Annotated in this window: 16 protein-coding genes; 5 read left to right on the top strand and 11 right to left on the bottom strand. The window is 38.7% G+C overall.

Annotated features, from left to right (window positions below):
* Positions 1-125: 125 nt before the first annotated feature.
* Together ND2E_RS16950 and ND2E_RS16955 are read right to left on the bottom strand one after the other, a co-directional pair.
* Complete coding sequence (locus ND2E_RS16950; RefSeq protein WP_033092598.1) at positions 126-1316, bottom strand: amino acid aminotransferase; 1191 nt, start codon at positions 1314-1316, stop codon at positions 126-128.
* 237 nt (positions 1317-1553) lie between these two features.
* Positions 1554-2264, bottom strand: a complete 711-nt coding sequence (locus tag ND2E_RS16955) for a hypothetical protein (protein WP_033092597.1) — start codon at positions 2262-2264, stop codon at positions 1554-1556.
* Between the two features lie 200 nt (positions 2265-2464).
* Between ND2E_RS16955 and ND2E_RS16960 the strand changes: the two genes are divergently transcribed.
* Positions 2465-3382 (top strand): peptidylprolyl isomerase, encoded by a 918-nt coding sequence (locus ND2E_RS16960; protein WP_033092596.1) that lies wholly within the window; start codon positions 2465-2467, stop codon positions 3380-3382.
* A gap of 200 nt (positions 3383-3582) precedes the next feature.
* The gene (traF, locus tag ND2E_RS16965; RefSeq protein WP_033092595.1) at positions 3583-5079 is read left to right on the top strand and encodes a conjugal transfer protein TraF; all 1497 of its coding nucleotides are present in this window, start codon (positions 3583-3585) and stop codon (positions 5077-5079) included.
* Between the two features lie 163 nt (positions 5080-5242).
* Here traF and greB read toward each other — a convergent pair whose 3' ends face one another.
* A complete protein-coding gene (gene greB / locus ND2E_RS16970; protein ID WP_033092594.1) occupies positions 5243-5725 on the bottom strand; it encodes a transcription elongation factor GreB in 483 nt (160 codons plus the stop codon).
* Positions 5726-5878: 153 nt separating this feature from the next.
* On the opposite strand from greB, the gene ND2E_RS16975 reads away from it, so the two are divergent.
* Positions 5879-8269, top strand: a complete 2391-nt coding sequence (locus tag ND2E_RS16975) for a Tex family protein (protein WP_033092593.1) — start codon at positions 5879-5881, stop codon at positions 8267-8269.
* 568 nt (positions 8270-8837) lie between these two features.
* Here ND2E_RS16975 and ND2E_RS16980 read toward each other — a convergent pair.
* The 3 genes from ND2E_RS16980 to ND2E_RS16990 form a co-directional block, all read right to left on the bottom strand.
* On the bottom strand, positions 8838-10475 hold the full coding sequence (locus tag ND2E_RS16980; protein WP_033092592.1) for a methyl-accepting chemotaxis protein: 1638 nt from the start codon (positions 10473-10475) through the stop codon (positions 8838-8840).
* A gap of 279 nt (positions 10476-10754) precedes the next feature.
* Positions 10755-11813, bottom strand: coding sequence for a DcaP family trimeric outer membrane transporter (locus ND2E_RS16985; RefSeq protein ID WP_033092591.1), 1059 nt, complete (start codon positions 11811-11813; stop codon positions 10755-10757).
* A 223-nt stretch (positions 11814-12036) separates the two neighbouring features.
* Positions 12037-13620 carry a methyl-accepting chemotaxis protein gene (locus ND2E_RS16990; protein ID WP_033092590.1) on the bottom strand — a complete coding sequence of 528 codons (1584 nt, stop codon included), beginning with the start codon at positions 13618-13620 and terminating at the stop codon, positions 12037-12039.
* Positions 13621-13954: 334 nt separating this feature from the next.
* On the opposite strand from ND2E_RS16990, the gene ND2E_RS16995 reads away from it, so the two are divergent.
* Positions 13955-15220 carry an alpha/beta hydrolase gene (locus ND2E_RS16995; protein ID WP_033092589.1) on the top strand — a complete coding sequence of 422 codons (1266 nt, stop codon included), beginning with the start codon at positions 13955-13957 and terminating at the stop codon, positions 15218-15220.
* A 112-nt stretch (positions 15221-15332) separates the two neighbouring features.
* On the opposite strand, the gene ND2E_RS17000 is transcribed toward ND2E_RS16995, so the two are convergent.
* The 5 genes from ND2E_RS17000 to ND2E_RS17020 form a co-directional block, all read right to left on the bottom strand.
* Positions 15333-17441, bottom strand: a complete 2109-nt coding sequence (locus ND2E_RS17000; protein ID WP_033092588.1) for a TonB-dependent siderophore receptor — start codon at positions 17439-17441, stop codon at positions 15333-15335.
* A 307-nt stretch (positions 17442-17748) separates the two neighbouring features.
* Positions 17749-19830, bottom strand: coding sequence for a S9 family peptidase (locus ND2E_RS17005; protein ID WP_033092587.1), 2082 nt, complete (start codon positions 19828-19830; stop codon positions 17749-17751).
* A gap of 231 nt (positions 19831-20061) precedes the next feature.
* Complete coding sequence (locus ND2E_RS17010; protein WP_033092586.1) at positions 20062-21423, bottom strand: leucyl aminopeptidase family protein; 1362 nt, start codon at positions 21421-21423, stop codon at positions 20062-20064.
* A gap of 127 nt (positions 21424-21550) precedes the next feature.
* The gene (locus ND2E_RS17015; RefSeq protein ID WP_223303534.1) at positions 21551-22267 is read right to left on the bottom strand and encodes an exonuclease domain-containing protein; all 717 of its coding nucleotides are present in this window, start codon (positions 22265-22267) and stop codon (positions 21551-21553) included.
* The gene (locus tag ND2E_RS17020; protein ID WP_033092585.1) at positions 22267-24141 is read right to left on the bottom strand and encodes a putative nucleotidyltransferase substrate binding domain-containing protein; all 1875 of its coding nucleotides are present in this window, start codon (positions 24139-24141) and stop codon (positions 22267-22269) included. Before ND2E_RS17020 ends, ND2E_RS17015 begins: the two co-directional genes overlap by 1 nt.
* A 491-nt stretch (positions 24142-24632) precedes the next feature.
* Between ND2E_RS17020 and ND2E_RS17025 the strand changes: the two genes are divergently transcribed.
* Positions 24633-24881, top strand: a complete 249-nt coding sequence (locus ND2E_RS17025; RefSeq protein WP_033092584.1) for a DUF4212 domain-containing protein — start codon at positions 24633-24635, stop codon at positions 24879-24881.
* Position 24882: the final 1 nt, after the last annotated feature.

The following is a 24882-nucleotide window of genomic DNA, read 5'->3' as shown; positions in this document are numbered from 1 at the left end:
ATTAATCAGCCAACTTGGGAGTAAATTACAGCCAATAAAAAAGGCTGAACCTTATTTTACTCTATTAGAATAAAAAAAGCTCAGCCAGATTTTTACCATGCAACTGCATGGGTTTTAAAAATGTACTAAAGCACTTTAGCAATCGATTCTGCTAAGTAATCAACATTGCTATTGGCAATGCCAGCAATACTCATACGGCTAGAACCGACTAAATAAATGCTGTATTCATCTTGTAGTTGTTGAACTTGCTCAGGCGTAAGACCTAAGAAAGAGAACATACCCTTTTGACGACTGATAAAGCTAAAGTCACGTGTAACGCCATTTTCAATAAGCTTATCAACAATTAAGGTACGGTTGCCATTGATGCGATCACGCATTTCTTTCAATTCAGCGTACCACTCATTGCGTAGCTCATCTGAGCTTAAGATAGTTTCAACTATAGCGGCACCATGTGCTGGTGGCATAGAGTAGATAACGCGTACAACGTAAAGTAAAACAGAGTTAGCAATATCCACAGCAATGCTTGATTCACCAATAATGGTACAAGCACCAATACGTTCTCGGTATAAACCAAAGTTTTTAGAACATGAGCTACAAACAATCATTTCTTTGACTGTTTCAGCCATCAGACGTAAACCGTATGCATCTTCGTCTAAACCTGCGCCAAAACCTTGATAAGCCATGTCAATTAATGGTGTAAAACCAACATTTTTAGCAACATCAGCAACTTGTTGCCACTGCTCGTTGCTTAAATCCATACCACTTGGGTTATGACAACAAGCGTGTAATAACACAACATCGTCACTGCTAACTTCTTTGAGGGTATTTAACATACCGTCAAAGTCTAAGCTTTTGTTTTCATAATCGTAATAAGGATAGGTTTTAACATTTAAGCCCGCGGCTGCAAATAAACCTGTGTGGTTTGCCCATGTTGGGTTACTAACCCAAATAGTTGCGCCTGCTTTACAAGATTTAATAAATTCTGCAGCTACACGTAAAGCGCCAGTACCACCAGGGGTTGAAATGGTGCGAGCACGATTTTCATTTAATACTTTATGCTCAGCGCCAAAAATAAGCTTAGCCATTTCGTCATTGAAAACAGGTGAGCCTGTTGGGCCAATGTAAACTTTACTATCTTCAGTATTGGTACGATGTTGTTCAGCTTTTTTCACACAATCTAAAACCGCAGTATGGCCTGCTTCGTTTTTGAATACGCCAACACCTAGATCAATTTTATTTGGGTTGTTATCTTTTTTATATTTAGCCAATAATCCAAGAATTGGATCGGCAGGCAAAGCCTTTAAACTACCAAACATGACAGAAGTTTACCTTATGGTTTGAAGAGAGTTATGTCCATAAGGCATCATCGCGCTTATGAGCTCAAACCCTCTAATTTTTAATCATTCAAGCATAACGTAAAGTTAGGGCGTAATTAAAGTCATTTTTGTACCATATAGTGACAAAAGTAAGATTAATTTGTGCGGATGTTGCTCATTATTTTATAAGTGAAAAATTATTTATTGAATTAGCGATTTTATTGCTGATAAAACTAACTAGAAATTATTGGTAATTGCAGCAATCACGCCGATAACACCGCCAAAGATACCACCCCAAACAACGAGCCAACCTAGGTGTTTTTTTATCATCTTTTGCACGATTTCTTTCACCAATTGTGGGGTTAACTCATTAAGGCGTTTTTCAATAATATCACTTACTTTATCTCGCATGCCGGAAATGATATCTGGTTGTTCTAATTCTTCACGTAATAAGGTGTTAAATTGTTCACTTTGTGCGATATCTTGAATTGAAACTTTCATTTTATCAATGAATGGCTCTCTCATAGGTTGCAAAGCTTCGCTACCACCGACCATAGCAAGCATGCTACCAAATGAAGAACTTTCAATGACAGCAACTAAACTGTCAAAGGCAGGGGATAGGTCAATCCTCTCGATTACAGGGGTTAAATCAATGGTACTGGCTTTGCCCGAACTGTCAGAAAGAAATCGGTCAATGTTTTGCTCAGTAAAAAACTGCTCCATCATCAATTGACGAATTGCAATTTTGAACTCTTCAAAGCGTGCAGGAATGACACCTGAGCCGTACAATAAAGGCACCTTTTCAAATAACATATAGACTGCAAGCCAGTTAGTGATTGCACCAGATAAGGCAAAAATGCCTAAGGTGAAAAGTATATGATGCTCGCTAACATAGCCCCCTATTGTACAAGTTAATGCAATAAGGTTAGTGATAAGGCTTTTGTTCACGAAATACTCCAAGATGATTTATACCAATCAGATTAATTAATGGTTCAAATTTCATGAGAATAAATTTTCAATAATAAGGCGCTTGAATGAGCAATAGCTGGCTATTGAGATTGAAAGCAACGATGTTATCGGCTATTTAGACCATTTAAAAAGATCACTTAGTTAGTCTGGTTGGTATTAGTTAAATTTTTTAGGCAGCTATGATAGCATTTAATTTACATACCTTAAAAATAGATAATCCAGCGATGACTGTTTCTCTGAAAAGTATCATGACGTTAACAACGTTATTTTTCATAAACGCCTGTGGTGCAGATAACTCAGCAGATTCTGTTTGGCGAGCATTACCACTAAAAGATACAGTGTTATTGACCTTGCCCCATGGCAAAGTGGTCATTGAATTAGCTCCACAGTTTTCTCCAAAGCACGTTGCCCAGTTCAGCCAATTAACCCAACAAGGCTTTTATGATCAAACAAGTTTCTATCGTGTGATAGATGGCTTTGTCGCGCAAGCGGGTCCGAAGGATGGCAGTAAGGAAGACCGTTCTGTGCCATTACTGGCGATGGAATCTGAATGGCAGACAGATAAAAAGTGGACATACACCCCAGTACAGGCAAATGATTTATTTGCCGAGCAGACAGGTTTTAAAGACAGTTTTGCGCTTGGCTACCAAGCCAGTAAAGACAGTAATTTTGGTAAAGCTTGGTTAACACATTGTCCTGGCACTGTCGCTATGGCTAGAAATAATGAAGTGGACTCTGCTTCGAGTCACTTCTATGTTGTTATTGGCCAAGCGCCACGGTATTTAGATGGTATTATGACTATTTTTGGCCGTGTCGTTTACGGTATGCAACATATACAGGCAATACAACGAACAGAAGCCGTTGAAGGTGATTACGCTGTAGATCACCGTGACTATACTAAAATAGTCACTATGCAATTGATGAGTGATGTAGCAAAAGCAGATCGAATTCATATTGAAGTAGAGAATACTGAATCAACAAAGTTTGCTGAACGTCTGGTGAAACGTAAGGCCCGAGAAGGTGCTTTTTTCTATAAAAAGCCACCACCAGTACTCGATGTTTGTCAGATCCCAATTAGAAGTCGGCGAGTGAAATAAAACGAGTTAACCTGAACGATATCATAACCAGAGTTCAGGTTAGTTAACTCAGTGTGTTTAAAGGTGGAAAAATGACGGTGTAAAATTGTTATGACTTTGTAATTTCAATTTGTCAGCAGTGTTCACATGTTTTAGGTATGCTAAAATAGGTTATTTATAATACAATTTGTTATGATTAACCGTTACTCTGGGAGGGTGTTTTGCTACTTTTTTCATTAAAACCATTAATAAATCACCCTCTGAAAATATCATTTAAAAATAATTTATTAGTTGTATTTATTACTTTTGTTAGTCTGTCAGTCGTGAATAATTCTGCATGGGCTGATATTCAGCCGCGCAGTGCGAGCCTTAATTATTCGCAAAAGTCACTCTCCAATACTGGTAATCCTGCTGCGGCGGCACTGATTATTGCGCGTAAAGATCCTCATGTGATGACAGGGGGAATAATTGAACTCGGTGGCGGGATAGAATATGGCAATTTAGATGAATTATTTGCCAAAATGGATGAATTATCTTTATTGTTTAATCCCCCCAGTGAAGGTGATAATGAATTACCGCCTACACCAGAAAATCCTGTAAGAGATTATCAATGGGAAGACCTCTTTACTGAGTATCCTGAGTTAGAAGACCGCCTTGATATTGCTAAAACAAAAGTTGCTACTACTGCCGGTTTATTAGCCTTAATCGCAGCGGAAGGTTACGGTAAAGCAGAACTTACCAGTGAAGCCAGTTTTGTTTTAAATGAAGACTTTTTCGGTGGCACTTTACTCTTTGGTATGGCATATAAAGGGAATTCAAAAGCCGTTGGTATTTTTGAAGAAATTATCTTTGATTCCGATCTAGCAAAAGCGCAATTAAAAACAATACCTGACTTTGATGAAAATGATCCAATTCAGGAACTTGATTTATCCGGTGGCATCAGTTTATTTTATGACCCTTCAAATAATAAAGTAAAAATGTCTATCGACAATGACAGCCTGTTACTGGTTAAAGCAACTAAAATAGCGCAGTTTTCTTTTTCTTACAGTCGCCTTGCTATTCAAAACGATGCTGGCGATTTATATTGGGGTATAAAGCCTACTTTTTATCGAGTTGGCTTAACTAATGTAAGCACGCGTATTGGGCAAGTAACTGATACAGAAGGTTTATTTGATGATATCAAAAATGCTGATTTTATCTATGAAAATGGCTTTGATGTTGATTTGGGTCTCGTATGGGCTGCAGATCATTATCAGTTAGGGGTTTCTCTAAGCAATATCTTTGAACATTCGTATGAGTTTCCTGACTTTGATAGAGAAAAATTTACTTCATTAAAGATATTGAAGCAACTTAATCAACACAGTGCTTATACTATGGAACGACAATTAAAGCTTGAAGCCGGTATTTTTACCGATCAACGTCATTGGAGCTTAAATGTTGAATTAGATGCTAACCCCGTTGAAGATCCTATGTATGATGAATACCAGTGGTTCACGTTGACCGGTGGATATGCAGCAGATAGCTGGTGGCTACCGAGTGCCCGTTTAGGTTTTAGCCGTAATTTGGCTGGGTCAAAATTAAGCTACCTGAATGCTGGGGTAACTGTGATGAAATTTATTAACCTTGATGTGGCAACGACACTCGATACCGTCACGTTAGATGGTAGTAAGATGCTACGTGGTGTAAATATTCGCTTAGGCGTACAATTTGATTACTAATACCAATCCGTATAAGAAAGTGATCGCTTAGCGAGGATTTAAAGATTTATAGGCAAGGCATTGATTGTCGGTTATGGTTATTCAGGAGAAAATCTCCTACATCCTCTAAAAAGCTGCATTTATTCAGCGTCAATATCAAAATCAATAACGCAGTTTATAAGCCTTATTTTTCTAACTTGTAGCTAATGTTTACAATATCAAAAATGCGCTCACCTTCAGGGGTATATACAACGACCTCATCATCAACGGCTTTACCTAATAAAGCACGAGCCATAGGTGAGTCGATACTAATTTCTCCTCGTTTGACGTCCCATTCATCTGGCCCAACTAAACGATAAACTAGTTCAATATCATTTTCGTCAATTAACGTCACCCAAGCACCAAAAAAGACTCGTCCTTCCTGCTGAGGATCTGGGTATACTATGGTTAAATCTTCGGTACGCTTCATTAAAAAGCGAACTCGACGATCTATTTCACGCAAACGGCGCTTACCATAAATATACTCAGCATTTTCACTGCGATCGCCTTGTGCTGCTGCTTCACTGACTGAGCGAGTAATTTTGGGGCGTTCGTCTTTCCAAAGAAACTTAAGCTCCTTATCTAAACGATCCCAGCCTGTGCGGGTTATATAATTTGATCTTTTCATCGTGCTATTTTACATAATAAAGTCGCGCTTTGTTAAAAAAATCGAAAATAGCCTAAGTATTGGGATAACTAACGTTTAGCAGTATAATTTTCGTCTCAACAGTTTTCTGTTATTATGCGGGCCAACATATTATCCTGCTGGAACTGTCTTTTAATGTTAACTATTGCCGAGCAAATAGCTCAAGAACTCAATGTTAACGCGGCACAAATTAATGCCGCTATTACCTTACTCGATGATGGTGCAACTGTGCCATTTATTGCCCGTTACCGTAAAGAAGCAACGCAAGGATTAGATGATAACCATCTTCGTCATTTAGCGCAGCGTTTAAGTTATTTACGTGAGCTAGAAGACCGTCGACAGGTCATTCTAGTGAGCATTAAACAACAAGATAAGCTCAGTGCTGAATTAGAGAAGCATATTAAACAAGCGGATAACAAAACTCGCTTAGAAGATTTATATTTACCCTACAAGCCAAAGCGTCGTACTAAGGGTAAAATAGCCAGTGAAGCCGGTATAACACCTTTAGCAAATAAGCTTTTTAATAATTGGCAACTATCTCCAACAACCGAAGCTAATGATTTTATTAATGAAAAGGCTGGCTTTGCTGATGTAAAAGCTGTGTTAGAGGGCGCGAGTTATATTTTAGCTGAGCGATTTAGTGAAGATGCTAATTTACTGGCAAAACTACGTAGTCATTTATTAAAACAGGCACATTTGGTCAGTAAACTTGTGAAAGGCCAAGAAAGATCGGGAGCCAAGTTTCGCGATTACTTTGAGCATAGTGAAAAGCTTAGAACAGTCCCATCTCATCGTATGTTAGCCATGTTACGTGGTAGAAATGAAGGTTTCTTACAGCTTAATATTGATGTTGATCCAGGAAAAATTCCTGCAGCGTTTAATAGTGCAGAACAAATTATTATCGAACACTTAACCCTTAAATGTTTGTCAGCAGGTAGTAAACAACCCGCAGCGGATTTTTTAACGAAAACTGTGCAGCTAACATGGAAAGCTAAATTAAATATCAGTTTAACAACTGAATTGATCACGAGTTTACGTGAGCAGGCAGAAACACAAGCAATAGATGTATTTTCAACTAACCTGACCGATGTGTTAATGGCAGCACCTGCGGGACCGAAAGTAACTTTAGGTTTAGATCCTGGCTTAAGAACTGGCTGTAAAATTGCCATTGTCGATGGCACAGGTAAACTCTTACATACAGCTACTATATTTCCGCACGTGCCTCAAAACCATTGGGATAAATCACTTCGTACTCTGGTGAATATTTGTCGACAGCATAAAGTTGAGTTAGTGGCCATTGGTAATGGTACCGGTTCAAGAGAAAGCGACAAATTAGTTGCTGAGGTAATCCAAACGTTTAAAGCGGATGAAAGCAAACTACAGCTAACTAAAATGGTGGTTAGTGAGGCTGGAGCCTCTGTTTATTCTGCGTCTGAATTTGCTGCCAGTGAGTTTCCTGATTTAGATGTATCTTTGCGTGGTGCTGTTTCTATTGCCCGACGTCTACAAGACCCATTGGCTGAGCTAGTAAAAATAGACCCTAAAGCAATCGGGGTTGGTCAGTATCAACATGATGTTAGCCAGAGTCAGCTTAGTAAAACCCTTGATGATGTCGTTGAAGATTGTGTAAATGCCGTTGGCGTAGATCTGAACAGTGCTTCAGCAGCGTTATTAACTCGGGTGTCTGGGCTAAATAAAACAATGGCTGGTAACATTGTTGCTTATCGCGATTGCCAAGGTCGTTTTACCAATAGAAAACAATTGAAAAAAGTTGCACGTTTAGGACCAAAAGCGTTTGAACAGGCTGCAGGTTTTTTACGGATAACGGACGGTGAAAATCCGTTAGATCAATCAGCGCTTCATCCTGAAAGTTACCCTGTGGTGGAGAAGATCCTTAGCCTATTAAAATTGGATGTTAATAAAGTACTTAATAACTATGAGCAATTACAATCACTCGATATTACTCAGTTAACTGATAGTGATACCGGTGAAATGACCGTTAAAGACATCATTAAAGAGTTAGCTAAACCAAGTAGAGATCCAAGACCGGCCTTTAAAACCGCACGTTTTGCTGAGGGTGTAAATACCATGGAAGATTTAACCCCTGGTATGATACTTGAGGGCGTGGTTTCTAACGTGGCTAACTTTGGGGCCTTTGTTGATATTGGCGTACATCAAGATGGATTGGTGCATATCTCTTCAATTACCGATAAGTTTATCAGTGACCCACGTGAAATTGTCAAGGCTGGCGAGGTTGTTAAGGTGAAGGTAGTTGAAGTAGATGTAGCTCGAAAACGTATTAGTTTAACTATGCGTCTAGATGAAGCGATTAATGGTCAAACTAGCAGAGTTACCTCTGCTAAAAGTGATGGCAAGCAAAGTAACAATAAAACAAAGAGTTATGAAAATAATAGAAATAATCAGGAGAAAGCACAGGTAAGGCATAATAAGTCGAAAAGTAAAAAAGTGGATAACGCCGCTATGGGCAACGCTTTCGCCGATGCTTTTGCTAAGCTGAAAAAATAAAAAACAACTATTTTAAATAATTTGTTAAAATAATGTTGACTATCTTAATGAGAATTATTATCATTTGTTTCGTTACCTAGGCAGTGAATGCTCTCTCACTAAATAGGCAATGTGCAAAGTACGGAACTTAGTGGTTATGCTCCAGGACACATAACCACTAAGTGACCACTTTGGGATTCTTCGGAGTTTATTCGACATTAAATTTTTGATGGTTTAGCCAGTAACACTTTCTTGATGGTGAGTGTCACTGGCTTTTTTATGCCTGTTGTATCAATTTGGTTCTATATTTTTAACATTAAAAAAAGTTGAAAAGAGTATTGACTATTTAAATGAGAATGATTATCATTTGTTTCGTTGCTTAGGCAGTGAATGCTCTCTCACTAAATAGGTAACGTGCAAAGCACGGAACTTAGTGGTTATGTTCCAGGACACATAACCACTAAGTGCCACTTTGTGGCTCTACATTTTTATTTCGATTTTAAAATTTTTTGATGGTTTACCAGTAACACTTTCTTTCTAGCAAGTATTACTGGTTTTTTTTTGCTTGCATGTTATTGACTGTAATTTGTTATGCAATTTTAAATCGACCGACTACTTCAGACATATTGTTACTGCTCGTTTTTAATTGTTGGCTAGTTTCACTAAGCTGTTGAGTGGTGGCTAGAGACTCATCGGTCATTCCTGCTAGCTCATTAATGCGTAAATTCACCTCATCCGCAGCTTCGCTCTGTTGCTCGGTTGCTCTAGCAATTTGAGTATTCATATCTGAAATAACTTCCATCAATCTGTCTATTTCGGTAAGGGAATTATCTGCTCTTGTTGTTTGAGTCACTGTTTGCACTGAAATATCTTGGCTCACCTTCACTGCAGAAACCGCAGCTTGAGCACCTGCTTGTAACTTTTGTATCATCTGCTGAATTTCATTAGTACTTTGTTCGGTACGGTTAGCTAAGGTACGCACTTCATCTGCGACTACGGCAAACCCACGGCCTTGCTCACCAGCACGAGCCGCTTCAATAGCTGCATTGAGTGCCAACAAATTAGTCTGTTCAGCAATGCCTCGGATCACATCGAGCACTGAGCCGATATTGTCACTTTCTGATGCAAGGCTTTCAACAACATGACTAACCTCATCGATATTAGTCGACAGTGATTGCATCTGCGTAATAGTGCTCGAGATAATTTTTTTACCGTCAGTGGTATTATTTCGCGCATCGTTTGCTGCTTGCTCAGCTGAGCTAGCATTATCACTCACTTCCTTTATTTGCGATGTCATTTCTTCCATAGCCGTTGCGACTTGCGTTGTAATATCATTTTGACTTTGAATAAGGGCTTGGGCGCTATCGCTAGCACCAGAAACAGCAAGTGCATGATCTAAAACTTGTGCGGTATTGTTAGATACATCCTGCAATGATTCACGCATTTTACCGGTAAAATGATTAAAATAGTTAGATAATCGAGAAATCTCATCATGGCCTGTATCGTCTAATGAATTAGTGAGATCACCATCTCCCTGTGCAATATCTTTCATCAATTCTGCGGCTGATCGAGTAGGCTTTAAGATACTATTGCCGATAACATAACTTAACAGAACAATAAGTAATGCGATAATGAGGCTATCAATGACGAGCATGTTACGTTGCTTGGCGAAAGTGGCTTCAATATCATCGAGGTATGTACCAGAGCCAATAATCCATTGCCAGGGCGAAAAGCCCTTAACAAAACCAATTTTATCGATAGGATCGTCAAACCCTGGTTTAGCCCATTTGTAATAAACGAAACCATCACCCTGAGCTTTAGCAACATCAACCATATCGATGAATAATGCTTTACCATCGGCATCTTTAATACCAGCGACATTTTTTCCGTTAAGTGTTGGTTTTATTGGGTGCATTATCATATTAGGGATAAAGTCATTTACCCAAAAATAGTTATTAGTGTCATAACGCAAACTGGCAAGAATGCTTAAGGTTTGTTCTTTGGCCTTGCTTTCACTGAGCTCACCTTTCTGCTGTAGCGCATAGTGATGTTCAACAATGCCATAAACACTATCAACGAGTTCTTTAGTTGAGTGCTTTTTTTGTGCCATTAATGATTTGTATTCTCCTGATAAACTCATAACATCAAGCACTGTAAGGCCAATAATAATTAATACCACTAACATGGATAGCCTTTTCTGTATGGTAAACTTTCTTAAAAAATCCATAAAAATCCCTTTTAAATTAGTACACTGTATTAGTTAATCTAGTTCAATTTTAGTGTAGCTCAATTTTGCTAATATTCACGAACAAGGGAAATTAAAGTTATCATACTGAAAATTTCGCGTTACGGTTTTGGTGAGAATTCATAGTAGAGAGGTGAATAACTAATGGCTAAGCATAAAAAAAGGGAAGCATATGCTTCCCTATAAAATAACCCCAAAAGAGGCTAACTAACGCAAGTTGTACGACTAACTAAAGGGTTTAGTCGTGGGTGGGTAGTAAAATTATAAAACGTATTTAGCAGAGAATTGTAAGTAGTTCGAGTCTTTGCTGACTTCATCCATTTCGAAATTGCCTACTTCTACACCAAAAGAGAGTTGCTTGGTAAAGTTTTTAAATAAGTTAACTGCAACATGATTACGCTTTGTATCGGCTAAATCAGCTTCTGTGCTACCATAAAATACGGTTGAGCGCATATCATCAGTCCAAAAATGGCGGTAAGCTACCATGTATGATGTGCTTTCTTCTGCCTCTTCACCCACTAAATCTCTCGCAGCAACTACACCAACGTAGCGACCTGTGTTGCCACCGTGCACTTGAAAGCGTAAATCATCTTTACCAAAGGTTTTAATACGACCTGCAATACCAAAACCAACGGCTGACTCTGTATTACCGCCGACAGTGTTCAACTGACGAGCTAATGCAGACACTGACACATTACCCCAATCACCTTTAAAGTTATATTTGGCAATGAAGTCAGGAATAGAATCTTGGCTGCTGTCACCTTTATCTGAATGAGGGTTCTCTAAAGAAAGTTGCAAACCGCCATTGGTATAACGAACCTGCCCTTGTCTAATAAACGCAGTGGCATTTAATGGACCACCAAAGTTTGCAGCCTCTGCAATCGCGCTAGTATTCATAAAGGTTGTCCAAGTTTGGCCAACCAATATGTTTTTATATTTTATAAACGCGTGGCGTAATCTTGGGTGAGATGAGTTAGAAACAATTTCGTTACCGCCGCCACCGTAAAAATCTAATTCGATAAATCCAGTAACATCGCCGTGAACATATTTAGTATTGAAGCGTGTTTCATTGGCTGAAAATTTTGTTGATGATATATCATCAACTACCGCTGCGTGACCAATCCAGTAATCATCATTGGTTACTGGCGAGCTCACATCACCACTGATTGAACGAACGTCTGCTTTGATGTAACCACCAAAGGTAATGGTGTCACCGTCATCTAATTTTACTGTGTAGCCAGCATTAGCGGCACCAGTAACAGCTAATAAACTTGTTGCGAGTACTACTTTCTTTAATTTAAATATTGAATTATTAAACATTGTATTTCCCATTTTGTTTTATTTGTTTTTAGTGTGACTTATTATTATGAGGTCTTAAGTGCCTCTTATTTTTTCATTACGGTTTGCTTGGTTGTTAATTTTTGTTATCGAATAATAAGTTAGTGCGTAAAGTGAACAAAAGGAATTAGACCTAAGTCTACATTGCTAATAAAAGGGGGTAGACTTTAGTCGATTTAAAGTAAGTTCTTAGCTATTTATATCTTTATCCGGCTTTAAAGCCGATTCTAAAACCACCCCAATGTTTGCCATTGACAATTATTGGTGCTGAAACATCGTGCATAATTTCACCCGTATCACGCTTGTATGTCTGTAGTAAAAACTTATCAATGTGTTTACCGCAACGGATTCCTGTAGGATCATCAAATAGTCGTTTGGTACGGTTATTGATAAAATCAATTTCGGGGTTTCCTGTTAGTGGCTTTGAGAAGCACTTATTATGAGTTGGGAAATAGCTGTTAATATCAACGGCGCCAGCGTATATCATCTCAGGAAAATTAACTAACAAGGGTTCTTGAATCTGAGGTAAGTGTTGATCAGTAAATTTATCAAAAGAGGTGCTGTATTTTTTGGGTTCACAGTTACCTAGTTGTTTGTAAGTAAAGTCGAATAGTTTTTGTTCAGAAATCAAGGCTTTCTCAATACTTTGCTCAAACAATTGACTGACTTGATTGGCAGAAAGTTGTGCTTGCTGGCACATAGTGGCAATGAGGGAGCTACTTTCAAAAGAAGAGATATGAACAAAGATTGATTCGGTACTATTGGATAATGTTTGTGCTTGAATTGAAGCCGCTTGTGTCTCACTACTTTTGCTCAATAAGAAATCATGTAAACGCACTATAGATGATGATATTTCGGCTGCTGCGAAGTCCTGCTCAGTTAACGCATGACTTATTTGATCGCTTGCTGCAGAAGAGTCAGTTAGCAACAGATCAATTTCAGCAAAGCCTTTTGATAACTCAGTCATCGTGGTTACAACGCTGTCAGTTTGCATAACAATCTGAGACATTGCTAGGGTTGTTGCACTAGTTTCATCACTTGTTTGTTTGAGCATTTCCCCTATTTGTGCCGTTGCATCAGCAGTTTTACCTGCTAACGCTCTAACTTCATCGGCAACCACGGCAAAACCTCGGCCCTGTTCTCCAGCTCGCGCAGCTTCAATTGCTGCATTTAATGCTAATAAATTTGTTTGCGCTGAAATGCCATCAATTACATCAGTAATGCTTTGAATAGCTAATGTTTTTTGTTCGAGAGAACGTATTTTTTCAGAAGCACTATTTACGGAAACATTTAGTTGATGGACAATATCAATGTTGTCACTTAATTGTGCTGAGCTTGCATTACTGGCGGACATGGCATGACTTGCTTGCTGTGAAGCGAGTGTCGCGTTGTCGTTAATCTGTTTTGAGTTGGCAGACATTTCTTCTGCTGCGGTTGCTAATCGATCAACATCTTCACTTGATTGTTCAATCGCGCTACTTAGTTGCCCTAAGAAAAAGCTTATTTCGGCTGAGTTAATTGCAAGCTCGCTGGCTTTACTGTTTATTTCACCGCCAATCACCCCAAGTTCATCACTACTATGGTTATTCCCACTGTCAGTAGAAAGAGCTGCAGCTTGCAAAGTTTGTTTGTGAATAAAGCGGTAGAACAGTAATAAAGAACTACCTATGATGATGAAGATAGAAAACGTAGAAAGTAGTATTGAATCTAAATAGAGTTGGCTTAAGTGAGCTAGTAGCGTTATTAAGGTTGATAGTAAAATGACAATAGAGAGTAACTTCTTATTCATGGTATTCTCATTAACAGTTTAGTGCATAAGGCACTGTAAAATATGATTAAATAATCTCTAGTTTCGGCTATTCCTGATTTAATAATAAATCCTTGAAAATTCGCTAGTAATCAGCCGCTAAGTTTAACATTACAGCACTAAAAACAATGATTCAGCTATTAGACTTTAGTGTTGCAATGGTAGACTTAATGATGATTATTATGTTGTTGTCAGTTATTGTTTACAGTTTTAAGTTGTTGAGTAATATAGGAATCATAAAAAAACTCATCGGGATCATTGGCGTGTTAATCTAGCGATAAGAGAAAAGTTCATTAAGGAAGTCTAAGGAAGGGTTATGAAAAAATGCGTTATTTTGTTTGTCTTGTTTTTATGTGGATATACTGCTGAAGTCACCGCTGGTCCATTTAGCTTAGGTAATAGAGTTTCTATTGACTCGAAAGTACTGTCAACAGAACGTGAGCTGCAAGTTTTACTACCTGAAAATTATGATGCGAACAGCACTAGTACTTACCCTGTGATTTATTTGATTGACGGAGATTATAATTTTCATGGTGTATCAGGCATGTTGGATTTACTGGCCAATAAAGGACAATTAATTCCTGATGTTATTTTAGTGGGTATTGCTGATAAGGGGACGAGTCAATATCATGAATATATGACGCCCAGCGTCTTTGATTCAAAAGCGAAACCAAGTAAGGGCAAAGCTGCTGAATTTATCCGCTTTATTACGACAGAAGTAAAGCCCTATATTGAAAACAACTTCCGTACTGCAGAAAACTCGACCCTAGTTGGGCACTCCATGGGAGGGTTATTTGTGTTAAATATGTTGCTCGAGCAGCCGTCTGCTTTTAATAATTATGTCGCAATTAGCCCATCAGTTTGGGTTGCCGATCAAGGTATTGTAGCTAAAGCGAAAGAAAAACTGACCAAGGCGCAACACAAACCCGTGGCATTATATTTATCACTCGCGGATGAAACACGTATGGGACAATATGATCTTATTAATACCTTAGATCTAACCCAACCCAATACCATTGATTGGCAATTTACACATTATCCTGATGAAAATCATAACTCTGTAGGTATTATTGCTTTACGAGATAGCTTAAAATCAATTTATAAGCCTTGGTATATTGTTGAAAATAAATTATCTACTTTTAAATCGCCAGAATCGATAGTAGCGCATTATCAAAAAGTGATGAGCGAAAATGGTTTTAGTCAACCTATGCCATCTACCAGTGTACAAGAATTATTTCGACGCCATTATCGTAATAAAAACGTAGCCTTATTACCTACGTTTATTACAGAGACTATCAAGAAATTACCCGCCTCTAAACAAGCCTTGATTACCATGCAAGCTAAGTATGTTGCGCATTTTGACTCCCCCAAAGCATCACTACCTCTATTATTAAAGGTAGAAAAAGAATTTTCACAATCAATTGATCATCTAAAAGCGATTGCGAGTACTTATGAGCGATTAGAAGATAAAGGCATGGCACATAAGTATTATCAAAAGGCACTGGCGGTCGCAGAAAAGCAAAAAGCCAATCAGTGGCAGTTTAATATTATTAACGCTAAATTAGTGGCTACTCAAAAGTAGGTGCGGGTAATGGTATAAGTGCTCGGAAAAGTATCAGAAATAAAAAAGCCTAGAGAAATACTCTAGGCTTTTTTAATTGGTGTGACCCGTCCTAAATAAGGTTTTTAGCTAATTAAAAAGCAAGCTGCATAGCAACACGGAAGCTTCGACCATCTCCAACAGTCACGTTAGATACACCACCACCAGCAAGATAATCGGTATCAAATAAGTTTTGCACGTTAAAGCGTAAGTTAATATCGGTATTTTGCAAAGCAATTTTATACGTTGCCCCAACATCGATACGGGTGTAGGCATCTTTTACTATGGTATTGTCTTGATCTGCAAAGCGTTCGCCTTCATAAAAAGCCCCTGCATTGATGGCAAAATTTTCGGTGATTTCATAACGAGACCAGATAGAAGCTGACCATTCTGGTGCATCCACAGGTGTTTTACCTGTGTATTCTTCATCATTTTCATAGACAGCATCTAGGTTCATCACTGATGTCATGACAAAAAGTTTATCGGTTACAGCACCTTGTGCTGCCATTTCAAAACCCTTGTGACGTTGCTCTCCGACTTGAGAGGTTCTATAACTATCATCATCATAATACTCAGTGACTAACACACCTGATTTTGTGATGTCGAAGATTGCTGACGTGAGTAGTAAACGGTCATCAAGTAGCTGCCATTTGGCACCGATTTCATATTGCTTCGATGTCTTAGCATCGATTTCCATACCGTAGTTTAAATCGTCCTCGTCATTAATGGTTTCACTGCTTTGAGGTTCAAAACCTTCGCTATAGCTTGCATAAAAAGTGGCATTATCACTTGGGTGGTAAAGTAATCCGGTTTTAGGTAGTACCGACTCATTGTCAGCACCAGTTTTACTTTGCTTATCGTAACGACCACCAATCATCACTTGCCACTCTTGGTTTATGGTGATTAAATCTTGGATATAAATGCCATAATAATCATATTCGCTGGTATATAAACTGTCATCCGTTGCATAGCTGATGTCAGGGCGAGAAGGTTCAACTTGACCAGCAGAGTATTCGAATGAATCAGACTTATTTTTAGTTCTAAGTTGACCATAATAATAATCAAGGTAGTTAGCACCAATCAGTAAATTGTGGTCTACGCCAGCTAGTTCAAATTCGCCGGTAAAATCAATAAATGCGGTAGTAAATTGCCAATCATCATGACGATCGTAAGGGTTTGAGGTATAGCTATCTCCTTCGACAAAATCACTCGGTTTTTTTGGTGCAGATTCAAAACGTTGACGCTCGAATGTTTGCTCGTTATAACCAATACTGACTTGCCATGCATCATTTAAAATGTAATCTACATCAATACCATAGTTTTCTACTGTAATATCGGTAAACGCCCAAGACATGTCACGAATTGTTTTGTCATCACCAATGACATTGCCATTATCATCAAGCCATGCACCAGTATCTAAACCCGCTTTGTCATTGGTTCGATCGTAATGCACGCTTATAAGTAAATCGTCATTGACATCATAATCAACCACTAGCGCGCCCAGAAAGCGTTCGCGCTCTCTTTGTTCACCATTTTGGTATTCACGTTGGTAAGTGACGTCTTGCTTTACTAAGTTTGCACGATAACGCAATGATTCATCTTCCGTGATTGCACCACCCGCATCTAATGTGTAACGAGAAGAGCCTTCTTGGTCAAAATCGATGCCAATATTAAAAATGCTATTTGCCGTTGGTTTTTTTGTCACCATATTAACCAAACCACCAGGGCCTGATTGCCCGTATAATATGCTTGAAGGACCTTTGATGACTTCTATGCTTTCTAGTGTTTCAATGGGTTGCTGATAATGAGACCAGTGCTGGTGACCATCTCGTAAATAGCCGTTTGAAGAGCTTAATTCAAAGCCACGTAAGTTAAATACTTCACGGTTACGTTGTTTTGAACCAGCAGTTAAGCTGGCATCATTACCCAATACTTCGCCTAAGGTTGTCGCTAACTGCTCATTGATCACAGTGTCAGGAATAACGGTGACCGATTGCGCGGTTTCTAATAATGAAATGTCTGCACGCATAGCACCATGGGCTTCATCAACTTTATAACCATGGAAATAAGTACCTTTCACTTCAATGACTTCCATGGCCTGTTTATTTGATGAGCTGTCAGTTGCACTGTCAGCTGTGTCGGCAAAAACTGCTGTGGATGAAAGTACCGCACTCACGGCTAAGAATAGTGGAGAAAACTTCATAAATGACTCAAACCTTAATGGTTACTAGAATAAAAAACTAGATATTAATAATGGTGCGAAGTCTAATGATAATGATTGTTGTTTGCAATAGCTGTTGTGGTTTTATTTAAGATATTTTTTAATGATTTGATTTAGGACATCTTTGTTACAAAAGCAAAACAATTACAGCTGATAGCTAACTGCTAATATATAGCTGCTGAGATGTTTAAAATACTCACTAAATGATTCAAAGCCGTTAATGGTAGATAATAAAAAGGCCAGCTAAGCTGGCCTTTTATAAGTAAAGAGTCACTTAAGTGACAGCTGACTATTTGTTTTCAGCTTCTTTCTGCGCGTTTAAGTTAGCAGAATGCGGTAGGTCATGAGCAGGCATAGGCTTGTTATCATGTTTTAGGTAGTTATCCATCCAACGCATTAAACGTAAGCTGTAATCATATTTTGCCGCCGCACGTTTATTGCCGTGGCCTTCGCCTGGGTAATATACTAAACGCACCGTTTTGCCGCGAACTTTCATATAGCGGTACATTTCCATAGATTGTGCAGGATGTACGCGAGGATCGGCTTTTCCGTGCATAATCAGTAGAGGCGTTTCAGATTGCTCTACCCAATAAATAGGGCTGCGCTCTAAGTACCATTGCCATTTATCCCACGGGTATGAACGAGCATGAACTAAGTTCATTTCGTTAGAAATATCTGTTGTACCAAATTTTGATAATTGGTTAGAAATACCAACAAACATAACGCTTGCAGCAAAATGCTTAGTTAATTTAGTTGCACCCCAGGCTGAAGCATAACCACCGTATGAGCCACCGGTAATACCAACTTTTTTCTCATTGACTAAACCAATGTTAACTAAATGGTTTTTAAGATCGACTAAATCATCAAACTCTTTGCCTGCATAATCATTTTGACCTAATTTAGAGTAGTCTACGCCTTTACCTGTGCTACCTCGGTAGTTGGGATAAAATACCGCGTAACCTTGTGCTGCCGCTAATTGGCCAGGACGAGAATATGCTGTCATCCAACCATCTTTATCGTGGCTTTCTGGGCCGCCATGTACTGACATGATTAATGGGTAACGTTGACCCTTTTTGTAATCAAGTGGGTAGACTAAAACGCCACCAATCTCAATACCGTCACGCGCTTTAATTATTAAACTTTCTTGTTTAGCTAAAGCAACATCATTTAACCAAGTATTCGAGTCAGTTAAGCGTGTTTGTTTTTTGCCACGTAACATAAATATTTCATTTGGATGTTGGGCGGTATGACCTTTTACCACAACAGTTTTGTCTGAATTGGAAATACTTAAATTACTGGCAATAAATTTACCTGCATTGACCACTGTTTTGTATTTGTTAGCACCTGGTTTAATTTTGGCAACTACTGATTGTGTGCCAATATTTGCGATAAAGAATAATTCATTACGCTTATTAGACCATTCAAAATCACTGACGTGACCTTTAAAGTTTGGTAACCAGTTTTTTATTTTGCCTGAGTCTACATTGGCAATAAATAAACGACCATTTGCGGGATCATGTTTGTCTTGTGCGCCGTGTAAGGCAACATATTGGCCATCGTATGAAAATTCCGCAGCGCCTAATTTACCTTCAGTAGCAAAAGACGTTTTCACTGCTTTTTTTGCGATATCGACAATGTGCCATTGTGACTTCATGTATTTGTCATCAATAAGCGCCGTCGGTTGCGTCTTTATTAATAAGTCTTTCCCCGTTGGTGAAAAATGGACATCAGAAACATATCCTTTGATATCCCATGCTTCAGGAGTAATTGCTTTATCAGATTGCGTCAGATCCGTTACATATAAAAGCTGATTTGTAAGCTCTTCTTCGAATACTTCAGCTTTGAAACCTAAATCTTTTAATTTTTTAATGGACTCGTCTTTTGCCTTTTTAGCTAAAATAGCGATTTTTTTGTTATCACTGCTCAGTGCGTAGTGACTAACATTCGTGTCTTTTAACACGATAGTTTTTTGAGCTTGACCACCGTTTACTGGAATTTGATAAAGCGAGGTAAATTTATCTTCATTCATTTTTGCTAAGAAATAGATAAGTGAGCCGTCAGCTGACCATTGAATATTTTTAATATTTACTTCACCGGTAATAAAAGGACGTTCTACGCCTTTATCATTGACCAGATAAAGCTCACCCCAGTTTTTACCATCTTTTTCAACATAGATTTCACGAGGAACGGAGCGAGTGTAAGCAATGTACTCACCGCTTGGGCTTACTTTTGCTTGGCTTACAGCTTGCAATGTAGCAAGGTTTTCAGCAGTAATGACTTTACCTACGTGCTCAGCCGTTGCGACAGAACAAGTAAGCAAACCTAAGCTGATTGCAAAGGCTCGCTTTAATGAGTTTATTTTTAGTTTCATTTCTAGTCCTAAAGGTCTATTCGAAAAAATTTCATCCATGAGTTTATGTTTTTTTGCAGGGTAAACCAATGAAAAGAGACTTAAATTCGATGAGAGGTGTGAAAATTGAGATTAATTAATGTAGTGAAAAGTGTACGCACTAAAAAGCCTGCACTATTATATTAACGATGCAGTGCAGGCTTTTTTTAGCTGAAGGTGTTATCTCCTAAAGTACTCTCCTTTAACTCCAACTTAGCTGAACCTAGCAGCTAAATAATCAAAGACAGCACGTATGCCGAATGCCTCACCACCGACTGGACGCCCTGATAAGTGGCGAATATTAAACGCCATTACGTCAAAATGTACCCAATCTGTCTTTTCAACAAAACGTTGTAAATATAATGCCGCAGTAATCGCACCGCCAAAGGGCTGTGTAGGACAGTTAGTCATATCAGCAATGGTGCTGTCGAACATATTGTCGTAGGGACTAAAAAGTGGCATTCGCCATACGGGATCGCTAATTTTGCTACCTGCTAAAGTAATGCCTGCGGCAACTTCATCATTGGTCGAGAAAAAACCAGGTAACTCTGTACCTAATGCCACCCGCATTGCACCCGTAAGGGTGGCGAAATCTATTATTAATTCAGGTTCATCATTTTCTGCCTCAGCAAGAGCATCACATAACACTAAACGACCCTCCGCATCAGTATTATGAATTTCGACAGTAAGACCTTTGCGGGTTGTAACTATATCGCCTGGACGAAGTGCATTACTTGATACTGCGTTTTCTACCGCAGGAATTAATACCCGTAAATTGATCGGTAAGTTATGAGCCATAATTAATTGAGCTAGACCTAAGACATGTGCAGCACCACCCATGTCTTTTTTCATGTTCCGCATACCTGCAGCAGGTTTCATATCTAAACCACCGCTATCAAAGCAAACACCTTTGCCAACTAATGTTACTTGCGGGTTATTACTGTCGCCCCATGTTAAGTCGACTAAACGAGGGGTATGTACACTGGCGCGGCCAACGGCATGTATGGTTGGGTAATTTTGGACTAATAGTTCATCGCCAATAATTTGTTTAACCTTACCATTAAATTGCTCGGCAAGTTCTAATGCAGTTTGCGCAATATCTACAGGCATCATATCAGCAGCAGGCGTATTCACTAAGTCACGGGTTAATGCTGTTGCTTGAGCAAATTTTATCGCACTGTCTACAATCACATCGTTGTTAATCGCTAAACTGGCTAATTGTTTGTTTGATTTATCGCTAATGTACCTATCAAATTGGTAAGCGCCCACTAACCAACCAAAGCTGATTGGTTCCACATGTTTTGGCTCTGCTTGTAATAAGTATTGCCCTTGCGGTAATTGCTTGATTAGATCACCACAAGCAAAGAAGTTGCTGGCATCTTTAACGACAAATAATGCTTGGCTAAGCTCGCCTTGATTATTAGGAATAAGCGCTAAGCCTTTACCGCTAAATTGTGTATTTGATAACCATGTTTGACTTTGTTCGGTTTGGCTTTTAAGCCAAGCTTGGTAGGCATCATTTTCAATGACGGTTAACGGTGTGCCGTTGTTTTCTGCGTTCAATAAGTTATTCATGAGCATCCTTTGTATCTTTGTCTCGATATTAATCTAGCATTCCATGATTGTAACCTAAGCACGGCAAAGCGGAAGGGGGGCAGCTCAAAAGCACATTTAAATTAACAAAATAAATGTATTGATGTTATTACAATAAAACATCTTTGAGTGTGGTTTTGCCGTCTTTATTGGCTTTACTCATTTGCGCCATAAATAATTCAGCAGTGGCAATAGCATCATTTAATGCATTATGAGCATGGTGTATGGGTAGCTTAAAATTATTTCGTAAGTTGGTTAAACGTAACTCTGAGGGATCGTAAGCCACATCACGTTTGTCTAAGCGGCGTTTAGCGAGTGCTAGCGTGTCTATCATGGGGAAAATTGGTGCCATACCATAAAGCTCATAACAAGCTTCAGTCAAAAACTGCTTTTCAATACGAGCAAAATGTACCAGCATCACTTTACCTGCTAAGGCCTTTAGTAATGCTTCAACTACTATCGCTAATGCATGTCCCTGTTCTTTTTGACTGTCGGTAATATGATGAATTATGACATTACTTTCTTCAAGCTGCTCTTTAGTTTTGATAATTTGATGATAGCTTGTTTTAAGTGATATTTGCTGATTTTTCAGGGTGATAAAGCCAACACTTAATAGCTTATCTTGTTTGGCATTAAGGCCTGTTGTTTCAAAATCGACCGCTAAAATGTCTACTTTATCAATACGGGTATTTATGTCAGGTAAAGGTACCGATAAATAATCGCGTAACGCGCCTGCGGGCGCCTTTTTTAACAGCTGTTTTCGCTTGGCTTCATAACCAAGTAACCAACCAAACATAGGTGAATTTGCTAGGGTCGTACTGGTCATTAGTAACTCGATTGTCTAGCGTCTTGCAGACTTTTAATGACTTTGAAGGCATCTTTAAGGTGCTCACGCTCTAACTTAGATATTTCTTTGGGTGATAAGAAATTATCAGCACTTTCACCTCGCATTAATTCTTTCGCTTGGTGCTCAACTCTGAGCATGCCTAAAAACTCATAAGCATCAATTAAGTTTTCTGCCGAGGATTTTGTTAAAGAAGGAGTACCCGCGGCCTGTTGAATTCTTTCTATGGTATTCACCGCGCTGATACCTTCTGCAAGGGCGTAAATTCGCGCTAAATCAACCACAGGTGCGATACCATTATGTTTTAAATCCAGAGTCGCTTTATGCTTACCATTTTGCTTTAAAACAAAATCACGGAAAAAACCAAGCGGTGGACGTAAATTTAAGGCATTTTTTGATAAGTGCGCAATAAACAGTGTACTGTTTTGTGTTTTTTTGAGCAGCTGTTTCCTTACATTGTTTAGTAAAGAAACATCCCCATAAATGGTTTCTAAATCAAAAAATACGCTACTATTGAGCAAGGCTTTTGGGCTCGGGGTTTCTACCCAATCGGTAAAATAGCTGTGCCAAATTTTTTGGGGTTGTCGCCATTTTGGATTGGTCGCCATAATATCGCCAGGGCAATAGATAAAACCACACTCGGCTAAACCATCGCAGACAAAAGTAGCAAGACTTTCAAACCAAGCATCATCATAGCGTTTCATCGAATCACAGATGATAATGGCATTATCTTGATCGGAATGAGCCAATTGTTCTTGCCGTGCTTGTGACCCCGCAGCAAGCCATGCATAAGGTACAGGAGCCTGACCAAATTTGTACTCAGCCATTTCAATCAGGCGTTTGGTAAAGGCCATGGTAATTGCACTGACACTTTTACCAACGTGATCGGCACTGCTGCCTAATTTTGCTAACCTAATTTGCAGTTTAGGTAATAATTGGCTAATTTCTTTTAACTCGTTAATTGTATTCGCTTTATTGATAATGCCAGATAAATTGATGGCATTATGGCCTTCATTATTGATTAAGTCTGTCACGGTTACCATACCAACAAGGTTGTCATATTTGGTGACCGGAAGGTGATGAATATGCTTAGCTGTCATCATCATTAAGGCATCATAGGCATTGCTTTTTACATCAATCGTGCACATATCTCGTGTCATGATTTTACTAATCACTTCACTGGTTGAAAGACCTTCTGCAACACAACGACGGCGAATATCTTTGTCGGTAACAATGCCGACAGGGTTATTATTTTCGACCACAACTAAACAAGAGTAACCCTGTTCTGTCATTTGCACCGCGGCTTGCTGAATTGTTTGTTCAACACCAATTGAAGCAACAGGGCTTTGATAAAAATTGCTGACTGAAGTATTCATCAAGGTGGAAGATAAAATGGCCTCTTCATTAACCTGACTCATTTTCGTTTTTAAACGCTGAGCTGAATTTTGACTGAAATAATCACTAATACTGGGGAAGCGTTCACCTATTTCATGTAAAACGCTCGACTCGACGCTGTAGACTAAACAATCTTCATCAGAATGAACGTTAAGTTGATTTTCTACCGCGGTAGAGTTGTTACTGAGCAGTTGACTATCACTATGATAAAAGGCATCACACAAGTCACCTTCACCTAAGCGATTAACGAGTTCCCCATCGACAGAAAGGCAGCTAAGTGCACCTTTTCGCAATATGTATAACCTGGGTTCGGTGATGCCCTTGGGCGGTAATTCATCACCTTTTCTAACGTAATTGATATTTAATTCACGAACAAGCTGTGCAAGCACTTGCTTAGGTAAACTATCAAAAGGAGGAATGCTGTGAATAAAGGTGCTAATTTCGGAAAGTTCAGTATCCATGCTATTGCCTTTTCCTTTAGGTATTAATGACCAAATATCGGGTGATATCGTTAATTTAGAGTTTTGTTGTTCGTTAAACAAGTGTTATTGGCTAAACCTAGACTAAAGTTCGATACGTTGTTGCAATAAAGGGTGCATAACGGATAAAAACACCTTGTTTATTAAGTGCAAGTTACAAAACAAGGGGGCAATTGCGGAAAATGAAAAAATAGACTATTTACTCAGTTAATGTGCTGTTTTTACGCTTTTTTTGTGATCTAGACTAAAGGCTAATATCCCACCAAAACAAAGCTTGTTAGTGTAATTAACAGTTAAAAGTTGAATATGGATTTTTGCCACTGTTAGCTCTTAGAGATATTTTGACAGAAATCTATATCCACACTTTGACTACATGTTGATAAATTATTACTAACTATTTTTTAAGTTAAGGCGTAATAAAGCGAAATAAAAAAACAAATCGCTAAAAAACGCTATGTCGCTAGGAGACTATTGTGGAAAATAAAGAAGCATATTGGCAGGAAAACTTGCGCTTGATCTTTATCTGTCTTGCAATCTGGTTTGTGGTTTCGTTTGGTTTAGGTTTACTTTTGGTAGAGCCACTAAATGAATTTCGTCTAGGTGGGTACAAACTTGGTTTTTGGTTTGCACAGCAAGGTTCAATTTATTCATTTTTAGGTTTGATTTTTTGGTATGGTGCCAAAATGAACAAGCTTGATAAAAAATATCACGCAGAGGGCTAAG

The organism is Colwellia psychrerythraea (assembly GCF_000764225.1).
GTDB classification, from domain to species: domain Bacteria; phylum Pseudomonadota; class Gammaproteobacteria; order Enterobacterales; family Alteromonadaceae; genus Colwellia; species Colwellia psychrerythraea_D.
This window is presented reverse-complemented; position numbering and strand designations above follow the sequence as displayed.